The sequence below is a fragment of the Streptomyces sp. CRN 30 genome (assembly GCF_034105845.1).
On record NZ_JAVRHI010000061.1, the window covers coordinates 1 to 18,559 of the forward strand.

An 18,559-nucleotide genomic window follows, 5' to 3' on the forward strand; every position below is an offset into this window, starting at 1 on the left:
AGTTCCACTGCACCGACTGCGGCCACCGCGCGCACGCCGACGTCGTGGGGGCTTCCAACGTTCTGCGGGCCGGGCTGGCCCGTCGCCAAGCTCAACCAGCTTGACGAGAAGCCCCCTCGTTCACGAGGGGGAGTAGTCACGATCTCTCCTCGCCGGCCGTCCCGCTCCGGCAGGCACCGCGCGACGGCGGTGCTCAGCGCGAGGTAGGCCGCGGTACCCGCGTTGAGGGCGGCGGGAAGCCCGTACCGCTCGTGCACGGCGGAGTGGCCGCGCCGGACGGGGGAGCGGTCCTCGATGTCGTCGACGACCAGCGACCCGGCGTGGGCCAGTTCGACGGCGGCGGCCAGCAGGCCGAGTCGCTCGTCGGCGCCGAGCACGTCCATGGTGTGCAGCATCAGTCCGGGTCGCCAGCGCTGCCCGCCCCGGTCGGTCAGCCAGCGCAGCGGTGCGACCATCCCGGCGTGGAGGCGTTCGGCCACGTCCGTGCGGACCGAGGGGGACAGGGTGTGCCAACTGCTGTCCGCGCGCAGGAGGGACGCGGCGGCGTCCTCGGAGGCGAGCGCGGGGTACAGCCGCCGCAGGTGCTTCTCGACACGGCCCGTCAGGTCTGCCAGGTGTGCGAGGACGGCGGTCTCCTCGTCGCTGCCGGCGCGGGTGGGGGACGGGTGCATCGTCAAGATCTCCTCACGTCGAGCGGGCGGGCCCTGGCCTTTTCGCCCGCCGTCCGGCATGGGCCAACGACCGCCGGCCACACAGGACACGCTCGCGCCGGCTGCTCGGCTGCTCGGCTGCTCCGGCGTGCGCGGCCTCGCGGGGTTGACGGCCGTGACGCGGCGGCTGTTCCCGGGTGGGCCGTCGGTCAGTCGGCCTGGTGCCGGCTCGGGTCGAAGGTCTCGTCGGACAGCAGGCCGACGGCCGCGCCGTCCAGCATCGCCTGCGTCTTGTGGGAGCGGGGCAGCATGGTCTCCTCGTAGGCGCGGACCGCGTCGGCGACGGTGTCGTGGCGGGCGAGGGCGAGGGCGAGTTCACTGGCGTCGAGCATGGCGAGGTTGACGCCGACACCGAGCGGCGGCATGAGGTGGGCGGCGTCACCGAGCAGGGTGACGGTCGGGTTGCTCTCCCAGGTGTGGGGGACGGGCAGGGCGTACAGCGGGCGGTCGACGTACGGGCCGTCGTTGTCGGTGATCAGCCGGCGCAGGGCGGGCGACCAGTCGCGGTAGCGCTCCAGAAGCAGGGCGCGGATCCGGTCGGTGTCCTGGCCGGTGCTCCGGCCGGTGTCTCCGGTGTCTCCGGTGCCTCCGCTGTTTGCGGTGAGGCCGGTGTGGGCCAGCCAGTCGGGGCGGTCGCGCTGGATGATGTAGACGCGGATGTGGTCGCCGCTGTTGCGCTGGGCGAACAGGCAGCGTTCGCCGTCGGCCGCCATGGCGCTGCCCTGGCCGACGAGTTCGGCGATGTCGGGGTGGTTGCTGTCGACGTCGTCGAACCAGGCTTCGAGGTAGTTGACGCCGATGTGCCGGGGAGTGGCGGAGGACAGGACGCGGCGGACCTTGGACCAGGCGCCGTCGGCGCCGATGACGAGGTCGGCTTCGGTGACGGTGCCGTCGGCGAAGCGGAGCCGGCGGGGGCCGTCGTCGGGTCCTTCGACGCCGCGCAGGGCGTGGCCCCAGCGCACGGTGCCGGGGGTGAGGGAGTTCAGGAGCAGGTCGCGCAACTGGCCGCGGTCGATCTCGGGGGCGGAGAACTGGTTCTCGGCGGGACGGTGATGGAAGCGGAGCGTTCCGTCGGCCGCGGCGTACTGCCGCATCTCCTGGCCCTCGGGGCGGGCGAGGCGGTGGAAGTCCTCCAGCAGCCCGGCTTCCTTGAGGGCGAGCTGGCCGTCGTCGGGATGCAGGTCGAGGGTGCCGCCCTGGTTGCGGTCGTCGGGGCCGGAGGCGAGGTCGTGGACGGTGGCGGTGATGCCGTGGACCTGGAGGATGCGCGCGCAGGTCAGGCCGCCGGGGCCGGCGCCGATGATGGCGATGCGGGGGGTGGTCATGGTGGTGCTCCGTTCTTGGTCGGTGGTGGGCGAAGAGCCGGACACCTGCGCCGAGCAGCGGCTCCGTGGCCCGCCCCATCAGAAAAGCACACCGGTTCAATAAGTGCAACGAGTCAACTTTCTGCACCGTGCCACGCTTGGTGTAGATTGGAGGCATGCCCGACGACACAGCCGCCTCGCCCGCTCGGTCCGCGCCGGTGGGACGCCGTGAGCGCAAGAAGGCCGCGACCCGCCAGGCCATCGCGGACGCGGCCCTGCGCCTGTTCCTGGAACGCGGCTACGACGATGTCGGCATCCGCGAGATCGCGGACGCCGCCGACGTGTCCACCACCACGCTGTTCAAGCACTTCTCCGGCAAGGAAGCCCTCGTCTTCGACCGGCAGGACGAGATGAAGGCCCGCCAGCTCGACGCCGTACGCGACCGACCCGAAGGCCGGTCCGTCCCGGCCGCCCTGCGCGAGCACGCCCTGCGCTACCGCCAGATGCACGCCGACGACGAGCCCGGCGTCGCCGCCTTCCTCGCCCTCGTCAACAGCACCCCGGCCCTTCTCGACTACCAGCACGCCTCCTGGCTGGCGAACACGGCCGCCCTGGCCCAGGTCATCGCCGAGGAGAGCGGCCTCCCGGCCGACGACCCGGCGTGCACCGCCCTGGCCCACTTCGCTCTCGAAGCCCCCCGCGCCGCCCGCCACCACCAGGACAGCGCCGAAGCCCTCAACCGCGCCTTCGACCTCCTCGAACACGGGTGGAAGAACCTCCGCACCCCTTCGTCCGGGGCCGGCTGACGGTCGACGGTCAACGGCCCGAGGGAGCGCCTTTCTGCCGAGCCGGTCGGGTCAGGCCAGGCCGGCCGCGATGGCGCGGCGGACGGCGTCGGCGCGGTCCTGGATACCCGCCTTGGCGAACAGGTTGTTGATGTGGGTCTTGACCGTGGCCTCGCTGATGAAGAGGTGCTCGGCGATGGCCCGGTTGGGCAGGCCCTGGCCGATGAGGGTGAGCACCTCGCGCTCGCGGCGGGTGAGGTCCGCGGGAAGCGCCCGCGCGTCGGCCGGCGGGCGTGTGCGGAGGGTGGCCAGGAGGCGGTTCTGGACCGCGTGGTCGAGTACGGACTGTCCCGCCGCGGCGGCCCGGATCGCGCGGACGATGTCCTGGCGCCCCGCGTTCTTGGTCAGGTAGCCGCGGGCGCCGGCGTTCAGGGCGGCCAGGATCGAGTCGTCGTCGGCGAAGGTGGTCAGCACGACCACGGCCGTCCCCGGGTGCTCCTCGGTCAGCCGGCGAGTGGTCTCGGTACCGTCCAGCACCGGCATGCGCAGGTCCATCAGGACGACGTCGACCGGTGCGGCGGCCACGGCGGCGAGCACCTCGGTGCCGTCCGCGGCGGCGGCCACGACGTCGATGTCCTCGCTCATGTCGAGCACTGCGGCCAGCGGTTCGCGGACGGCGGCCTGGTCGTCGGCGACGACCACCCGCAGCGGACGCTCGGGCGACGGCTCCCGGAGTTCCCGGGGCTCCCGCAGGCCTTGCGAGTCTCGCGGCTCCCGCGGTTCCCGAGGCTCCTGGGCCGGTCCGTTCGTCGTCGTCATCCTCGGATCACTGCCTCCACCTGCCAGCCGCCGCGGTCCGGTCCCTCGGTGAGCGGACCCGCGGTGAGGGTGCCGCCCAGCAGGGCGACGCGTTCACGCATTCCTATCAGCCCCATGCCGCTGCCCACCCCCGCGGTCGCCGCACCGCTCGCGGGTCCGTTGCGGACCGTGAGGGTGGTCGACGCGGTGTCGAACGTCAGCGCCACCGCGATGCCGGCCCCCGGGGCGTGCCGGGCCGCGTTGGTCAGCGCCTCCTGCGCGATGCGCAGCACGTCCTGGGTGACCCGCGCCGGCAGCTCACGGACGGCCCCGGTGACGGTCAGCACGTCGCGGTGGCCGGACGACTCGATCATGGCGGTCAGACTCTCGATCAGTGGCAGGGAGTCCTCGCGCAGCGCGTGCACGGTCCACTGGGCCTGCTTGAGACTCTCCTTGACCAGGCTCTGCGCCTTGTTGTGTGCCGCACGGACCTTCTCCAGGTCACCGGTGTCGATCAGGGCGTCCGCCAGTTCCAGGTGCATGTTAATCCCGGCCAGCGAGTGCGCCAGCACATCGTGGACGTCGCGGGCGATGCGGCCGCGTTCGGTGAGTACGGCCGTCCGCGCCTCGGCCCGTGCGGCCCGCTCGGCGGACTCGGCGGCCTGGAGCCTCGCCTCCACCGCCTGCTGCTTGCTGCGGCCCAGGATTCCGGCCACCACCGGGACACCCGTGCTGAGGCCGAAGGTCCACGTCAGCACCTGGTGATCGGGGCCGATGTAGAAGTAGAAGACGGCGCCGCACAACAGGCTGGACAGGGCCGCGACCGCCAGGGCCGGTCTGAGGGAGAGGCGGTAGCCGGCGTGGCCGACGAGGAAGTAGGCGAAGAGGTAGCCGGAGCCGCCGTCGCTCACCTCCAGCAGGGCGGCCGACGCCACCACACCGGCGGCCAGCCAGACCAGCGCGGCCCGGCGGGGGAAGTCGGGCGGCAGATGCCGGGCCAGCAGGGCGGCGGAGTTGACCACCAGCAGGGCGACCACGGCCAGGCCCTGGCCGCTGAGGCCCACCGGCCGGACGGTGACGACCGCGATGGCGATAATCAGCAGGGTGACGGCCCACTGGAGACCGGCGTCGTGCCGTGGCACGGCCCGCGGGCCGGTCTCCTGTTCAGGATCCGGCCCGGGGGCGGGGGATTCGGCGGAAACGGACACGGCGCGACGATAACCCGTGCTCAGACCGTCCGGTCCGCGGTGGCCGCCGCGCGCGCCCCGGTCACGGCCGGCTGCCGCTGCTCCCGGGTGGCCATCCGGCCGCGGACGAAGATGGTGCCCAGCCGCGTGACCACCTCGGTGAGCGCCATCAGCACGAACGCGGCCACCCACGCGTCGCCCGTGGTGATCTGGTGGGCCACGCTGAAGCGGGCCACGTCGTCGGCGCCGCCGTGGTCGACCCACAGCTGGAAGGCCATCCGCGCGCCCATGCCCAGCACCCACAGGGTCGCGGAGACCGCGCCCGCCTTGATGAAGAGGTGCGTGCCGACCTTGCGTATACGGGTGTACACGCCGCCGGCGACGCCGAGGGCCGCGCCGACGGCGACGAGCGTGCCGATCAGCACCAGGTCGTTGCCGGCCGTGGGCACGGTGTCCAGGTAGCTGTGCGCGACGAAGGCCACGATCCCCAGGGGGATCACGTACGACTTGGTGTCCAGGCGGCCCTCCCGCAGTTGCCGGAAGACGACGAGGAGGAGGGCGATGTCGGTGATCCAGTCGGTCGTTGTCATACGGGCAAGCCTGCTGGCACGGCGCCGTACGCGCCTGGACCCACGGGTGGAACTCCGGGTGGAGTCCGGCCGGCCACGGGCGTGCGCGTGCGCGGAGGGCCGGCTGGTCAGGTGGAGTCGGTGCCGGAAGGCGGCAGATAGGCGGTGCCGTCGATGATGCGGCGCGAGAGGTCGGAGAGGCGGAAGTGGTGGTGGCGGGCGTGGGTGCGCAGCCGTGTGAAGGCGGTGTCGGGGTCGGTGGAGAGGTGGGAGGCGAGGTAGCCCTTGGCCTGTTCGATGACGTTTCGGCTGTCGAGGGCGTGCTGGAGCTGGGCGCTGAGAGTGCGGTGGTGGTCGAGGGCGGCCTGCTGGAGCAGGGAGATGGCCGTGGCGTCGGCCAGGGCGCGGGCGAGGTGGCGGTCGGCGGTGGTCAAAGGGCCGGATTCGTGGCGGAAGAGGTTCAGTACGCCGATGGTCCGGGTGCGCAGTCGGATAGGGGTGGCGTGTACGGATCGGTAACCGGCGCCGTGGGCGCGGGTGGTGAAGTCGGGCCAGTGCGAGGGGCCCACGGTGTGCGGGTGTTCGACGGTGGCGGCTTGTTGGTAGGCGGTGTGGCAGGGCCCTTCCTGGGCGTCGAGTTCGAAGAGTTCCACCAGGCGGACGCGTTCGGAGGTGCTGGCGATCAGGCGCAACGGGCCGTCGGAGGCAGCCAGCATCACTCCGGCGTCGCTGATGTCGAGCAGGTCCAGGCAGTGGTCGACGACGCGGTAGGGGAAGTCGTCGGGGTCGAAGTCGTCGGACAGGGTGTCGGCGAGGTCCAGAAGCGCGGCGGTCACCCGCGTCTCCCGTAGAGCCGAAGGTTCCTGGCAGGTCAACGGCTGGTTCTCGGCGGCGGAGTCAGCGGACACGGCAACCTCCTTGGGCCGTGCCCAGCGACCGGAGCGGGCAGGGAGCACACAAGGCAGGGGCCCCGGACGGCCGGTGCCGGGCATAGGTCGAGGCTACGCCCACGGTCCCTGGGCGGACCCGCACCGACCGGCTTGCACACATGTACCGGCGCCCGGCCCGGAACGGATGCGGGGCGAAGGGCAGTGGGAAGGGCGGGGGCGGCGGAACGTGTGGCGAAGGGCAGTGGGAAAGGTGGGGGCGGCGGAACGTGTGGCGAAGGGCGTGCCCCGACGGCACCGGCGACGGCGACCGGCTTGCCTGCCGGCTCCGTCACGGCCGGTCCCGGGGGCGGCGGCGTCCGGCGGGCAGCGGGACCGGCTCCGCGCCGGGGACCACGGTGTTGGTGAGGGTGCCGAGCGCCTCGACGGTGAGGGTGACGGTGTCGCCGGGCTTCAGGGGCGGCGGCGTCCGCTCGCCTCGCCGTCCCCACAGTTCGGCGAGGCAGCCGCCGTTGCCGCAGGTCCCCGAGGCGAGGACGTCGCCGGGGACGACGCGCGTGCCCCGGGAGGCGTAGGCCGTCATCTCCTCGAAGGTCCAGCTCATGTGGGACAGCAGGTCCTTGCCGACGGTCACCCCGTTGACGCCGGCGCCGAGTGCCAGGCGGAGGAAGCCGTCGGCGTCCCGGTACGGCTCCAGTTCGTCGGCGGTGACGAGGTACGGGCCGAGGGAGGTGGCGGTGTCCTTGCCCTTGCAGGGGCCGAGGCCGACCTTCATCTCGGCGCCCTGGAGGTCCCGGGCGGACCAGTCGTTGAGGACGGTGTAGCCGACGATGTGGTCCCGGGCCTGTCCCGGGGTGAGGTCCCGCCCCTCCCGGCCGATCACGGCGGCCACTTCCAGTTCGAAGTCCAGCGCGGCCGAGCCGGGCGGCACCGGAATGCCGTCGCCGGGGCCGTAGATCGCGTGCGGGTTGGTGAAGTAGAAGGTGGGTGCGGCGTACCACTGCTCGGGTACGCCGCCGGTGCCCTCCACGGACCGGCGTACGCCCTCGACGTGTTCCTCGAAGGTGACGAAGTCCCGTACGGAGGCGGGCCGCAGCGGAGGCAGCAGCCGGACCCGGGAGACGTGCGGGCCGGGCGGCACGTCGAGGGCGCCGGCGGCGAGCAGGCCGGGCAGTCCGTCGCTCCGCGCGATCAGGTCGGTCAGCGAGGTGACACCGGGCAGCGGGAAGAGGGTGCCGTCCTCTTCCACGACCGCCACCCGGCGGCGGTCCCGGTGCGTGAAAGCGGCGAAACGCATGGTGGGCTCCAGGGCGGGGACAGGGGAGGAAGAAGGGGTCAGACCGGCGGGGCGACGAAGACGCCGCGGTCGGGGTCGTTGAAGGACTCCTTGGCGACGAGTTCGTTCATGGGGTTGGCGGTGCCCCACTGGTCGGTCACCTCGGGCCGGGAGAAGTCGTAGACGTGTGGGTGCCAGGTGTCCTCGTCCAGGCACTCCAGCTCGGTGGTGTACTCCACCGTGTTGCCGTGCGGGTCGAGGAAGTAGGTGAAGGTGTTGTCGCCGGCCAGGTGCCGGCCCGGCCCCCAGATCTTCCGGAACCCCGCGCGCATGACGCGTCCGGAGCCGCGCATGTACTCGTCCAGGCCGCGCATCTCGAAGGAGACGTGGTGCAGCGAGGTGTGCGGTCCCTGCGCGATGGCCATCGAGTGGTGCTGGTTGCTGATGCGCATGAAGTGCATGACCTCGCCCATGTGCGGGGAGGACAGCGTGTCCGACAGGGCGAAGCCCAGGTGGCGCTCGTACCACGCGCGGGTGCGGTTGAGGTCGGGGGAGTTGAGGACGACGTGGCTCAGCTTGACCGGGACGGACTCCTTCTCCTCGATCCTGCGGTGCTGCCGCACCTCGACGTCGGCACTGACCTCGATCGTGCGGCCGTCGACGTCGAAGAAGCGGAAGCCGTAGCCGCCGCCGGGAGTGTCCACCCGGCCGGGACGGGTGATCAGCCGGACGTCTCCCGCCAGCAGCCGCTCGGCGAGGGTGTCGACGTCGGCCGGGCTCGCGGCGCCGTACGAGACGAGGTCGAGGCGCTTCTCCTCGGCCTTGCGCAGCCGGATCACGTACTGCTCGGGGGAGCCCTCGGCGGCGAGGAAGGAGATGCCGGAGTCCTCGGCGACCTCGGTCAGGCCCCAGACGCCGGAGTAGAAGTCGAGTTGCTTGTCGTAGTCGGGTACGGCCAGGTCGACGTGGCGCAGGTGGGTGAGGAGACGCATGGAGTCATCCCTTCCGAAGGAGCGCGGTGGCGTTTCCACCGCGTACGGCGTCGAAGTCGGCGTCGGACAGACGGGCGGCGCGCAGGGCGGCGAGGGGGTCCTCGGTGCCCATGTCGAAGGGGAAGTCGGAGCCGAGGAGCACCCGGTCGGCCCCGGCGACCCGGATCAGCTCGCGCAGCACGTGCGGGTCGTGGACGAGGGAGTCGAAGTACAGCCGCTTCAGGTAGTCGCTGGGCGGGTGCGCGCAGCCGGCGCCCGCGTCGCGGCGGGCCGACCAGGCGTGGTCGGAGCGGCCGATGTGGGTGGGCAGGTAGCCGCCGCCGTGCGCGGCGATCAGCTTCAGGGCGGGATGGCGGTCCAGGACACCGGAGAAGATCAGGTGGGAGAGGGCGACGGCGTTCTCCACCGGCTGTCCGACGGTGTTGGACAGGTACCACCGGTCGAGGCGCTCGTCGAGGGTGCAGCCGAAGGGGTGCAGGAAGAGCAGCGCGCCGGTCTCCTCGGCCCGGGACCAGAGCGGCTCGTAGGCCGGGTCGGACAGCTCGCGGCCGGGGGCGTGGCTGGAGATCTCCACGCCCAGCAGGCCCTGCGCGAGGGCGTGGTCGAGGGCGTCGACGGCGAGCGCCGGATGCTGGAGGGGGACGAGTCCGAGGCCGCGCAGCCGGTCGGGAGCGGCCGCACAGTGCGCGGCGGTCGCCTCGCCGGCCAGCCGGTACGCCTTCCCGGCCGTCTCCTCGTCGGCCCAGTAGTGGTAGTGCGACGGGGACGGGCTGACCAACTGGACGTCCACGCCCTGCGCGTCCATCGCCGCCAGCCGCACGCTCACGTCGGTCAGGCGGGGGAGGCGCTCGCGCACCATGGGGCCGCTGACGGCGAGGGCGGCGGGACCGTTGCGACGGGCGTCCAGGGCGCGGGCCTCCGCGTACCCGGGCACACCGTCGACCAGCGCCTCCACCTCGGGCAGCAGGACGTGCGCGTGCACGTCGACCGTGGGGGCGCTCACGGCAGCTCCCGCAGCAGCGTCATGGTGCGGCTCATCAGGCCGGGCACGTCGGCGTCGCGTACCCCGTCGAGCTGCCACTGTCCGAGCCGCACGGACGCCTCGACGACCGGGCGGACGCGGGCGATCCGCCGCTCGTAGTACGCCTGGAACAGCGCGTCGTCCCAGGTGCCGGAGGCGGTCAGCAGCTGCGCGAGCACCCACGCGTCCTCCAGGGACAGCGCGGCGCCCTGCGCGAGGGTGGGCGGACAGCAGTGCGCGGCGTCACCGGCGAGCACGACCCGGCCCCGGTGCCACGATCCCTCGACCAGCATCCGGTCGAACCAGGTGTAGTTGACCCGCGCCGGGTCGGTGATGTGCGCGGTGATCTCCGGCCAGTTGCCGCCGTAGTGCCGGGTGAGGCGGCGCATCTCGTCGGCGTAGGACTCCGGTGGGACGGCGGCGCGGTCGCGGTTGGCCTCGACGACGTACGCGTAGAGCGTGTCCGGGCCGGTGGGGCAGTACCCGGCGATGTAGGCCGGGCCGCCGTAGGCGAGGTCGGTGCGGGTGACACCGGCCGGGCGCGGGGCGGCGACCCGCCAGATGGCCATGCCGGTCGGTTCCGGCCTCTCGGAGACGCCGATCGCGGCGCGGGTGGCGGAGCCGAGGCCGTCGGCGGCGACCACCAGGTCGTAGCGGTGCGCGGAGCCGTCGGTGAACCGCACACGGACGCCGTCCTCGTCCTGGTCCAGCGACTCGGCCCTGGTGCCCAGCCGGACCGAGGCGCCGCTCGCGCGCACGGCGTCGATGAGGATCCGCTGGAGCCGGGGGCGCTGCATGCCGACGGTGGCGGGCAGGTCGTCACCGCCGGTGCGCAGGTCGTCCTGGACGTGCAGGACGGTGCCGTCGGGGGCGGTGATACCGACCGAGCCGAAGCCGTAGCCGGACGCCTCCACCTGTTCCCAGACGCCGAGTTCGCGCAGGACGCGCAGGGCGTTGCCCTGGAGGGTGATACCGGAGCCGGCGGTGGCGTTCCAGTCGTCCTTGGCCTCGACCAGGTCGACGGCGATCCCGGCGCGGCGGAGCAGGACCGTCACGGCGTTGCCGGCGGCACCGCCGCCGATCACCAGGACTTCACGGGCTTCGCTCATGGGGAACTCCTTCGTTCCGCCGGTCACTTGACGGCGATCGGGTTGACGGGGGAGCCGACCGCCCCGGTGATCGGCAGGGGAGCGGCGGTGAGCCAGAAGTCGTACCGGCCGTCGGCCGCGCAGTCCTCGGCGAGCGCGTCGAGGTCCCACATCTCACCGATCAGCAGACCGATGTGGGGGATGGCGACCTGGTGCAGCGGCTGGAAGGCGTGGTCGAACTCATTGGGCCGGACCTCGAACCCCCAGGTGTCGGTGGCGATCGCGGCGATCTCGCTGCCGTGCAGCCACCCGGCCGTGGTGAACGACAGGCCCGGCGCGGGCCCGCCCGCGTACTCGCCCCAGCCGTCCCGGCGTACCCGGGTGAGCCGGCCGGTGCGGACCGAGACGACGTCGCCGCGGCCCACCCGCACACCGTGGGCTTCGGCGGTCGCGGCCAGCTGCTCCTCGGTGATCGCGAATCCGTCGGGCAGCTCGCCGCCGGTGCCGATCACCCGGCCGACGTCGAGGAGCACCCCGCGTCCGGCTACGTGCGGGGCCATGTGCTCGATGCCGGTCACCAGGTCGCCGTCGGAGGTGACGACCTGCTCCGCCGGGCGGCCGTTCCACGCCTTGCCGTGGTCGAAGATGTGGCCGAGCCCGTCCCACTGGGTGGAGCACTGAAGCGGCATCGCGATCACGTCGTCGGCGCCGCCGATGCCGTGCGGGAGGCCCTGGTTGCCGAGGGCGGCGTCGGTGCCGGTGTCCAGCATGGTGTGGACGGGATTGGTGCGGCGCCGCCAGCCCTTCTGCGGGCCGTCGATGTCGAACCGCTGGGAGAGGGAGAAGCTGACACCCCGGCGGATCAGCGCGGCGGCCTCGCGGCGCTTGCCCTCGTCGAGGAAGTTGAGGGTGCCGAGCCGGTCGTCCGCGCCCCAGCGGCCCCAGTTGGAACATGCCTTCGCGGCCTTCGCTATCGCCCCTTCGGGGTCGGTGCGGTCGAGCGTCACGAGGCGTCCTCCTCCGCGACACAGCGGGTGCGCTGGGCGCCCAGCCCGGTGATGGCGGCGTCCATGACGTCGCCGTCGCGCAGCAGCCGGCCCCAGTGCATGCCGTTGCCGGCGGGGGAGCCGGTCAGCACCAGGTCGCCCGGGAGCAGCCGGGCGCTCTGCGAGGCGTAGGAGACCATCCGCGCCACGTCGAAGAGCATGTCCTTGGTGGACTCGTCCTGCATGGTCTCGCCGTTCAGCTTCAACGTGAGCCGCAGGTCACCCGTGTCCCCGACCGAGGCGGCGGGCACGATCCAGGGTCCGAGCGGGGTGAAGCCGGGCGCGTTCTTGCTGCGCAGCCAGTCGGTGCCGATCTGCGGCATGTCCCGGCGGAAGACGGTGGCCCGGTCGGTCAGGTCGTTGGCGATCGTGTATCCGGCGACGTGGTCGAGGGCCTCCTCGACGGACACCCGGTGGGCCGGGCGGCCGATCACGGCGGCCAGTTCCAGTTCCCAGTCGGGCTTCTCGGCCCAGGCCGGCAACACCACGTCGTCGTAAGGACCGGTGAGGGCGCTCGGCAGGCCGATGAACACGTACGGCAGGTCCTCCGCGGCCCGCCGGTCCATGATCTCGGCCGCCTCCGCGCGCCGCTCCGCCTCCGGCCGGTCGTCGCCCGGCGCGCGGTGGGCGACGTGCAGGTCGATGACGTGCTGCCGGTAGTTGGCGCCGGACTGGAACACCTGGCGCGGTTCGACCGGTGCGTGCACCCGGTACCCCGCCAGCGGGGTACGCGCCACGGTGCCGTCGCCGGCCAGCGCGGTCAGCCGCGGCGCCACCGCCTCCCAGTCCTCCAGCAGGTGACGTACGGTCGACCGCGCGTCGCCCAGGGCGGAGTGCAGGTCGATCACCCGGGCGTCGGGCGTGACCAGGGCGGGGAAGGCGGGCCCGTCCGGGGCGGAGAGGGTGGCGAGGGCGAAGGGGCCGGCGAAAAGGGCGGACGCGGCTTCGGGTTTCACGGACATGTCCTCCTCGTTGCGGTGGCACTAATCTGGACCCGCCACCCGTGATCACGGAAATAGATTCCGTGGATGATCGCCATCCGTCTGACGAATTCCCGCAGGTCGACGTCGGACAGCTAGGGAAGTCGCCGTGAAACTTTCTCGCCTGGACCTCAACCTGGTCGTCGCCCTGCGCGCCCTGCTGGAAGAACGGAACGTCACCCGCGCCGGTCAGCGCGTCGGCCTCAGCCAGCCGGCGATGAGCGCGGCACTGTCCCGGCTGCGCCGCCACTTCGACGACGACCTGCTGGCCCGGTCCGGCGGCCACTACGAACTCACCGCCCTCGGCCAGGTCCTGCTCGACCGTGCCTCCACCGCGTACGACCTGCTGGAACGGCTCTTCGCCAGCCGGCCCGACTTCGACCCGGCGACGGAGAGCCGCGAGTTCACACTGGTGGCCTCCGACTACGCGGTGGCCGTCTTCGGCGCCGAACTCGCCCGCACCGTGCACGCGGAGGCCCCCGGCGTCCGGCTGCGGTTCGCCCAGACCCCGACCACCGTGGTCGACGCCACCGACACCTTGCTGAGCACCACCGACGGGCTGCTCATGCCGCACGGCGTGATCAGTGACTTCCCCGCTACCGACCTCTACGACGACCGGTGGGTGTTCCTGGTCGCCGAGGACCACCCGAGCGTCGACGACCGGCTGACCCGGGAAGACCTGGCCCGCCTGCCCTGGGTCACCTACCAGCGCACCTACGACGCACCGGCCGTACGGCAACTCGGCATGCTGGGCATCGAACCGCGCGTCGAGGTGTCCGTCGACAGCTTCCAGATCATGCCGCTGCTGGTCGCCGGGACCGGGCGCATCGCCCTGATCCAGGCCCGCCTGGCCCGGCTCCTCGCGCCGCTCGCCGCCGTCCGTGCGGTGGAGCCGCCGTACGAGGCGGTGCCCCTGCGGGAGGCGCTGTGGTGGCACCCGGTGCACACCCACGACGCGGCGCACATCTGGCTGCGCGAGACGGCGGCCCGGGTCGGCGGCCGCGTGAACGGCACGGGGAGCTGAGTCCACGTGGTGCCGCGTACCACCGGGCGCGGGGTCGTCGTGGTCCGCATCGCCCGGTCCCTGCGGCCCTGGGTCGCGGACTGGCTGCACCGCATCGCACCGCACCGCACCGACACAGATCGTCAACTGATCGGTTCTCACGGGGCTGGCCGCCGCGCCGGTGCTGCGTAGGGTTCTGGAGAGGCGGCAGCGCGGCACGCGCGCACACCGTCCGTTCCCGCGCCGGGCGTTCAGGCGCGTTCCGGCGCATCCAGGAGAGAGGGAGACACACCCATGCGCGCCCTTGTGGTCGATCACGGCGAGGCCGGACCCGTCCGGTTCGCCGACGTCGAGGAGCCCGTACCGTCCAGCGACGAGGCGCTGGTCGGGATACGGCACATCGGTCTCAACTTCGGAGAGCTGAACTACGTGGAGCAGTGGCCGGCCGGTGCCGTGCACGGCCACGACGCGGCCGGCGTCGTGGTGCGCGCCGCGTCCGACGGCTCGGGGCCGCCCGAAGGCACACGCGTCGCGCTGGGAATGTCCGCCCACGCGTGGGCGGAGCGGGTGGCGGTCAGCCCCGCCTCGCTCGGCATCGTCCCCGAGGGCGTGGCCCTGGCCGACGGCGCGGCGCTGGGGATCGCGGGAGTCACCGCACTGCGGGTGCTGCGCAAGCGTTCCCTGCTGGCGCGCGACGTGCTGGTCACCGGCGCCAGCGGGGGAGTGGGACACTTCGCCGTCCAGCTGGCGGCGCTGGCGGGCGCCCGGGTGACGGCACTGGTGGGATCGCCGGACCGGGCCGCCGGGCTCCGCGAACTCGGGGCCGACCGGGTCCTGACCGACCTCGCGGACCTCGCCGACCTGACCGACCCGGCCGGGGCCGAGTGCCGGTTCGACCTCGTCCTGGACACGGTCGGCGGGCCGGTCATGGCCCAGGCGTGGAGTCACCTCGCCGAGGGCGGCACCCTCCACGCGGTCGGTTACTCCTCGGGGCAGGACATCACGTTCCCGTCAGGGGTCCTGTTCGGCTTCGGCGAACCCCGCTCCATCGCCACCTACGGCGACATGACACCGACCAGCGCCGAACTGACGGACCTGCTGGGCCTTATGGCCGCCGGCAGACTCTCGGCACCGGTCGGACTGCGGGGCGACTGGCGGGACGTGGACGACGCCGTCCGGGCACTGTTCGCGCGTAAGGTGCACGGGAAGATCGTTCTCGACGTGGCCTGACGTCGGCCGTGGTCTTCGGATGCCTGCCGCGCCTGCCGCACCGCCGTGAGAAGGGGAACGATGGACGTACTCGCGGAAGCCTTGCGCGTATCGGGTGCGCGCGGGGCGCTCGGTGTCGTGCTCAAGGCCGGAGGAGCCTGGGGCCTGTGGCTGGACTCCTCCCCGGGAGCGGCACTGCACGTGGTGTCCCGTGGCTCGATGTGGCTCCACGCCTCGGGCGGTACGCCCCTGGAGGTGCGGGCGGGAGACGCCGTCCTGTTGCCGCCGGGCACCGCCCACGGGATAGCCGGCGGGTCCGGTACGACGATGGGCTCCTGTGACCGCCGGGCGACGGACCGGGCCCTCACCGACGGCAGCCCCCTGCACCTGGGTTCGACGCCGGCGCACACGGAAGTGCTCGTCCTGCGCTACGAGCAGGACCCGGAGGTGAGCACGCCGGTGCTCACCTCCCTCGCCCGGCCGATGCACGTCACGAGCCGGGAGAACACACAGCTCAGAAAGACGGTCGAGCTTCTCACGGCGGAGCTCGCGCAGCCGCAGATCGGCACCACCGCCGCCGTCAACAGCATCGTCGACCTCCTGCTCATCCAGTTCGTACGCGTCTGGCTGACCCGTCACCCCCAGGAGCCGTCCGGCTCATGGCTGGGCGCGATGCGCGATGCGGTCGTACGCGACGCCCTCGCGTGTGTCCACGCCCGGCCGGAACACCCCTGGACCACCGAGTCCCTGGCGGCCGCGACGGCGGTCTCCCGGACGACACTGTCCAGACACTTCCGGTCCGCCCTCGGACAGACGCCGGGCGCGTACGTGACACGGTGGCGCATCGACCTGGCGTCCGTCCGGCTCCGCGACACCGACGAACCGGTGGAGTCGATCGCCGGCGCGGTCGGTTACGCCTCCCCGCACGCCTTCAGCCGGGCCTTCCGACGGGCCCGGGGCGTTCCGCCGGGCGAGTACCGTTCCCGGCTGCGGCTTCCATAGCTGGCGGAATCCCACCGCCGCGGCGCCCGGCTACGGCGTAGCCTGAGAAGAGTTCTCGTACTGCACCGCACCGCACCGCATCACACCGCACCGCACCGCAGCACCGCACCGGAGTGAGACGTTCCGTCCGCTCCGAGGCCCCGCGATTGGCGGATCAGTGCCATGAAGATCACCATTCCCGCGTTCTACTGCCCGATCCCGTCGCGGCTGTGCCCGCTGACGGAACAGGCCGACAAGCGCAGCCTCGAATGGATCGAACGGCACCGCGCGTACCGGGACGAAGCGCACTGGAACAACCTGACACGGACCCGTGCCGGATTCCTCGCCGGTTACACGGTGCCGGACGGGAGCGGAGAAGGATTCCAGATCTACTCGGACTTCCTCTACTGGCTGCACACCTTCGACGACACCTTCTGCGACGAACAGACCGATGACCGCCGGAGCCCCGTCCGGCTCGACTTTCTGACGCTCCAACTGCTGCGGATCCTGGAGGCGCCGCGTACCCGGATCCTCACCGGGCATCCCTGGGCCCAGTCGCTGCGGGACATACGGCAACGGCTCGACACATGCGCCACTCCCACCCAGATCAGCAGATGGAAATCCGAGATGGCGGGATACTTCCTCGGCATCACCGGCGAGGCGGGAAACCGGGCGGCGGCCGCCCCGGTGAGCATGGCGGATTACCTGCTGACCGTGTTCTACACGGGAGCCATGCAGCCCGCCTTCATGCTCACCGACGTGGCGTGCGGGTACGAGGTTCCGGACGAGGTGGTGACCTCACCGCACGTCCGGGCCCTCGCCGACCTGGCCGGTCTCATCGTGGAATGCGACAACGACATCACGTCCTACGGAAAGGAGACGTACCGGAGTTCCCGTTACGGCTTCCCGGCGCCGCAGAACATGGTCGCCGTCCTGTTGAACGAGCGCTGTCGCGGTGAGACCGACGCACTGGAGGCGGCGGCCTCTTTCCGGGACGGTCTGATGAGCCTGTTCCTGACGTTGAGCGAACAGCACACCAGGTGCTCGGACACGAGCAGCACGGCAGAGGTCTACACGGCCGGTCTCGGACAGTGGATCCGCGGATACCTGGACTACGCCCGCACCAGTGACCGTTTTCTGAAGCCGGCGAATTCCGGCGACCCGGAGGGCCCGGTCATCGAATGGCCGAAGCCGTGGACCGACGCACCACGGGAGACACCCGCATTCCTCTCGGTCCCCTTCGCTTCCTGGTGGCGGAGCCAGGTGAAGGAGGGAAAGGCAGCATGAAATCGTTCCAGGAGATCCCCATGGCACCGGGGAAGAGCCCTGTCCTCGGCCACCTCATACCTCTGACCCGCGACCCGCTCGGCCTCTTCCGGAGTGTGCCGCCGGGACAGGAACTGCTGCGCCTACGGGTCGCGGCCACCGACGTCCTGCTGGTCTGCTCCCCGTCCCTGCTGGACCAGGTGCTGCGCGACGACCGCACCTTCGACAAAGGGGGACTGCTCTTCGAACGGGCACGGGAAGTCATCGGCGACGGGGTCGGCAGCTGCCCGCACGCCCAGCACCGCCGGCAGCGCCGGCTCATCCAGCCGGCGTTCCATCAGGACCGGATGCCCGGCTACGCGAAGGTGATGACCGACTGCGTCGTCGAGACGACGCGGACGTGGCACGACGGGCAGGAGATCGACGTCCTGCCCGAGCTGGTCGGGGTCACCATGCGCATCCTGCTCCTCACCCTCTTCTCGGACTCCCTCTCCGTTCAGCGCGCCCGCGAGATGGGCAAGGACGCGGGGATTCTCTTCAAGGGGTTCTACTGGCGCATGTTCATGGTGCCGCCCTTCGACAAGCTCCCCACCCCGGGCAACCGCCGCTACCGACGGGCCCACACCCGGCTCCGTCAGGAGGCCCTCACCATCGTCGAAGAACGCCGCCGGGACCAGGCAGAGGACCACGGCGACCTGCTCTCCGCCATGCTGGCGTCACGGGACGAACCGTCCGACGGTCCCGGTCCCTCCGGCCATGGACCCTCCGGCCACGGGCCCTCAGGGCGCGGGCTCTCGGACGACGAGATCGTCGACCAGGTGATCACCTTCCTGCTCGCCGGCACCGAGATCACCGCAGGGAGCACCAGCTGGACCCTGTATCTGCTGGCACACCACCCGGAGCAGCGGCAGCGGGCGTTCGCCGAGGTGGACGCGGTAGGCCGGATCCCGACCATCGAGGACCTGCCCGCGCTGCCCGGACTGACCTCCGTCATCAACGAGTCCCTGAGGGTCTACACCCCGGGCTGGATCTCCAGCCGTACGACGTCGGACGACTCCGACCTGGGCGGCCACCGCGTTCCGCGCGGCACCACGATCATCTTCAGCCCCTACCTGATCCACCATCAGGAGGCGCTGTACCCGGACCCCGAGACGTTCGACCCGCGGCGCTGGGAGGAGCCGGGCGGGGCCCCGGCCGAGCGGAGCGCGTACATCCCCTTCGGGGCAGGTGCGCGGAAGTGCGTCGGGGACCGGTTCGCACTCACCGAGGTGGCGCTGCTCCTGGCCGCCATCCTCTCCCGGTGGCAGCTGGACGAAGCCCCGTCGAGCCGGCCGCGCCCCAAGCCGGGCACGGTCCTGACCCCGGCCCGGCTGCGGATGCGGGTGGCGGAACGTCATGTGCGGCATGACACCGGCACCGTCCCGGCACCCACCCCCGGGTGACCGTGCTCCCGGCCG

General features: G+C 72.1%; 18 protein-coding genes. 6 read left to right on the forward strand and 12 right to left on the reverse strand.

Features of this window, described 5'->3' with window-relative positions:
* Together UW392_RS06025 and UW392_RS06030 are read right to left on the reverse strand one after the other, a co-directional pair.
* Nucleotides 1-671: polyprenyl synthetase family protein (locus UW392_RS06025; protein WP_320773820.1), on the reverse strand; the 671-nt coding region annotated here is incomplete at its 3' end.
* 188 nt (nucleotides 672-859) lie between these two features.
* Nucleotides 860-2,035, reverse strand: coding sequence for an NAD(P)/FAD-dependent oxidoreductase (locus UW392_RS06030; protein WP_320773821.1), 1,176 nt, complete (start codon nucleotides 2,033-2,035; stop codon nucleotides 860-862).
* Nucleotides 2,036-2,190: 155 nt separating this feature from the next.
* On the opposite strand from UW392_RS06030, the gene UW392_RS06035 reads away from it, so the two are divergent.
* A complete protein-coding gene (locus tag UW392_RS06035; RefSeq protein ID WP_320773822.1) occupies nucleotides 2,191-2,820 on the forward strand; it encodes a TetR/AcrR family transcriptional regulator in 630 nt (209 codons plus the stop codon).
* 51 nt (nucleotides 2,821-2,871) lie between these two features.
* On the opposite strand, the gene UW392_RS06040 is transcribed toward UW392_RS06035, so the two are convergent.
* The 10 genes from UW392_RS06040 to UW392_RS06085 all read right to left on the reverse strand — a co-directional run bounded on the left by UW392_RS06040 (nucleotide 2,872) and on the right by UW392_RS06085 (nucleotide 12,625).
* Nucleotides 2,872-3,501 (reverse strand): response regulator transcription factor, encoded by a 630-nt coding sequence (locus UW392_RS06040; RefSeq protein ID WP_320773856.1) that lies wholly within the window; start codon nucleotides 3,499-3,501, stop codon nucleotides 2,872-2,874.
* Nucleotides 3,502-3,614: 113 nt separating this feature from the next.
* Nucleotides 3,615-4,805 (reverse strand): sensor histidine kinase, encoded by a 1,191-nt coding sequence (locus tag UW392_RS06045; protein ID WP_414495651.1) that lies wholly within the window; start codon nucleotides 4,803-4,805, stop codon nucleotides 3,615-3,617.
* 20 nt (nucleotides 4,806-4,825) lie between these two features.
* The gene (locus UW392_RS06050; protein WP_320773823.1) at nucleotides 4,826-5,374 is read right to left on the reverse strand and encodes a hypothetical protein; all 549 of its coding nucleotides are present in this window, start codon (nucleotides 5,372-5,374) and stop codon (nucleotides 4,826-4,828) included.
* 107 nt (nucleotides 5,375-5,481) lie between these two features.
* Nucleotides 5,482-6,261 (reverse strand): GAF and ANTAR domain-containing protein, encoded by a 780-nt coding sequence (locus tag UW392_RS06055; protein ID WP_320773824.1) that lies wholly within the window; start codon nucleotides 6,259-6,261, stop codon nucleotides 5,482-5,484.
* A gap of 310 nt (nucleotides 6,262-6,571) precedes the next feature.
* Nucleotides 6,572-7,537 carry a fumarylacetoacetate hydrolase family protein gene (locus UW392_RS06060; protein ID WP_320773825.1) on the reverse strand — a complete coding sequence of 322 codons (966 nt, stop codon included), beginning with the start codon at nucleotides 7,535-7,537 and terminating at the stop codon, nucleotides 6,572-6,574.
* Nucleotides 7,538-7,575: 38 nt separating this feature from the next.
* Nucleotides 7,576-8,508, reverse strand: coding sequence for a VOC family protein (locus UW392_RS06065; protein ID WP_320773826.1), 933 nt, complete (start codon nucleotides 8,506-8,508; stop codon nucleotides 7,576-7,578).
* A 4-nt stretch (nucleotides 8,509-8,512) separates the two neighbouring features.
* Nucleotides 8,513-9,511, reverse strand: a complete 999-nt coding sequence (locus UW392_RS06070; RefSeq protein WP_320773827.1) for an amidohydrolase family protein — start codon at nucleotides 9,509-9,511, stop codon at nucleotides 8,513-8,515.
* Nucleotides 9,508-10,638 (reverse strand): FAD-dependent oxidoreductase, encoded by a 1,131-nt coding sequence (locus tag UW392_RS06075; RefSeq protein ID WP_320773828.1) that lies wholly within the window; start codon nucleotides 10,636-10,638, stop codon nucleotides 9,508-9,510. The genes UW392_RS06070 and UW392_RS06075 overlap by 4 nt, the downstream gene beginning before the upstream one ends.
* Nucleotides 10,639-10,661: 23 nt before the next feature.
* Entirely contained in the window at nucleotides 10,662-11,624 is a 963-nt protein-coding gene (locus UW392_RS06080; protein WP_320773829.1) for a cyclase family protein, read from the reverse strand.
* Complete coding sequence (locus tag UW392_RS06085; protein WP_320773830.1) at nucleotides 11,621-12,625, reverse strand: fumarylacetoacetate hydrolase family protein; 1,005 nt, start codon at nucleotides 12,623-12,625, stop codon at nucleotides 11,621-11,623. Before UW392_RS06085 ends, UW392_RS06080 begins: the two co-directional genes overlap by 4 nt.
* 127 nt (nucleotides 12,626-12,752) lie before the next feature.
* Here UW392_RS06085 and UW392_RS06090 point away from each other — a divergent pair, with 127 nt between their 5' ends.
* The 5 genes from UW392_RS06090 to UW392_RS06110 all read left to right on the forward strand — a co-directional run bounded on the left by UW392_RS06090 (nucleotide 12,753) and on the right by UW392_RS06110 (nucleotide 18,544).
* Entirely contained in the window at nucleotides 12,753-13,667 is a 915-nt protein-coding gene (locus UW392_RS06090) for a LysR family transcriptional regulator (RefSeq protein WP_320773831.1), read from the forward strand.
* Between the two features lie 273 nt (nucleotides 13,668-13,940).
* Nucleotides 13,941-14,876: a zinc-binding dehydrogenase gene (locus UW392_RS06095; RefSeq protein ID WP_320773832.1), complete on the forward strand. Its 936-nt coding sequence runs from the start codon at nucleotides 13,941-13,943 to the stop codon at nucleotides 14,874-14,876.
* Nucleotides 14,877-14,936: 60 nt separating this feature from the next.
* Entirely contained in the window at nucleotides 14,937-15,857 is a 921-nt protein-coding gene (locus UW392_RS06100) for an AraC family transcriptional regulator (protein ID WP_320773833.1), read from the forward strand.
* 162 nt (nucleotides 15,858-16,019) lie between these two features.
* Nucleotides 16,020-17,123 (forward strand): terpene synthase family protein, encoded by a 1,104-nt coding sequence (locus tag UW392_RS06105; RefSeq protein ID WP_320773834.1) that lies wholly within the window; start codon nucleotides 16,020-16,022, stop codon nucleotides 17,121-17,123.
* Nucleotides 17,120-18,544, forward strand: a complete 1,425-nt coding sequence (locus tag UW392_RS06110) for a cytochrome P450 (protein WP_320773835.1) — start codon at nucleotides 17,120-17,122, stop codon at nucleotides 18,542-18,544. The genes UW392_RS06105 and UW392_RS06110 overlap by 4 nt, the downstream gene beginning before the upstream one ends.
* Nucleotides 18,545-18,559: the final 15 nt, after the last annotated feature.

What these genes read in the sequence shown, in the direction of transcription:
- UW392_RS06060 (WP_320773825.1), bottom strand. Translation starts at nt 7,537, where the DNA reads ATGCGTTTCGCCGCTTTCACGCACCGGGACCGCCGCCGGGTGGCGGTC.
- UW392_RS06100 (WP_320773833.1), top strand. Translation starts at nt 14,937, where the DNA reads ATGGACGTACTCGCGGAAGCCTTGCGCGTATCGGGTGCGCGCGGGGCG.
- UW392_RS06035 (WP_320773822.1), top strand. Translation starts at nt 2,191, where the DNA reads ATGCCCGACGACACAGCCGCCTCGCCCGCTCGGTCCGCGCCGGTGGGA.
- UW392_RS06065 (WP_320773826.1), bottom strand. Translation starts at nt 8,508, where the DNA reads ATGCGTCTCCTCACCCACCTGCGCCACGTCGACCTGGCCGTACCCGAC.
- UW392_RS06110 (WP_320773835.1), top strand. Translation starts at nt 17,120, where the DNA reads ATGAAATCGTTCCAGGAGATCCCCATGGCACCGGGGAAGAGCCCTGTC.
- UW392_RS06095 (WP_320773832.1), top strand. Translation starts at nt 13,941, where the DNA reads ATGCGCGCCCTTGTGGTCGATCACGGCGAGGCCGGACCCGTCCGGTTC.
- UW392_RS06075 (WP_320773828.1), bottom strand. Translation starts at nt 10,638, where the DNA reads ATGAGCGAAGCCCGTGAAGTCCTGGTGATCGGCGGCGGTGCCGCCGGC.
- UW392_RS06085 (WP_320773830.1), bottom strand. Translation starts at nt 12,625, where the DNA reads ATGTCCGTGAAACCCGAAGCCGCGTCCGCCCTTTTCGCCGGCCCCTTC.
- UW392_RS06105 (WP_320773834.1), top strand. Translation starts at nt 16,020, where the DNA reads ATGAAGATCACCATTCCCGCGTTCTACTGCCCGATCCCGTCGCGGCTG.
- UW392_RS06050 (WP_320773823.1), bottom strand. Translation starts at nt 5,374, where the DNA reads ATGACAACGACCGACTGGATCACCGACATCGCCCTCCTCCTCGTCGTC.
- UW392_RS06030 (WP_320773821.1), bottom strand. Translation starts at nt 2,035, where the DNA reads ATGACCACCCCCCGCATCGCCATCATCGGCGCCGGCCCCGGCGGCCTG.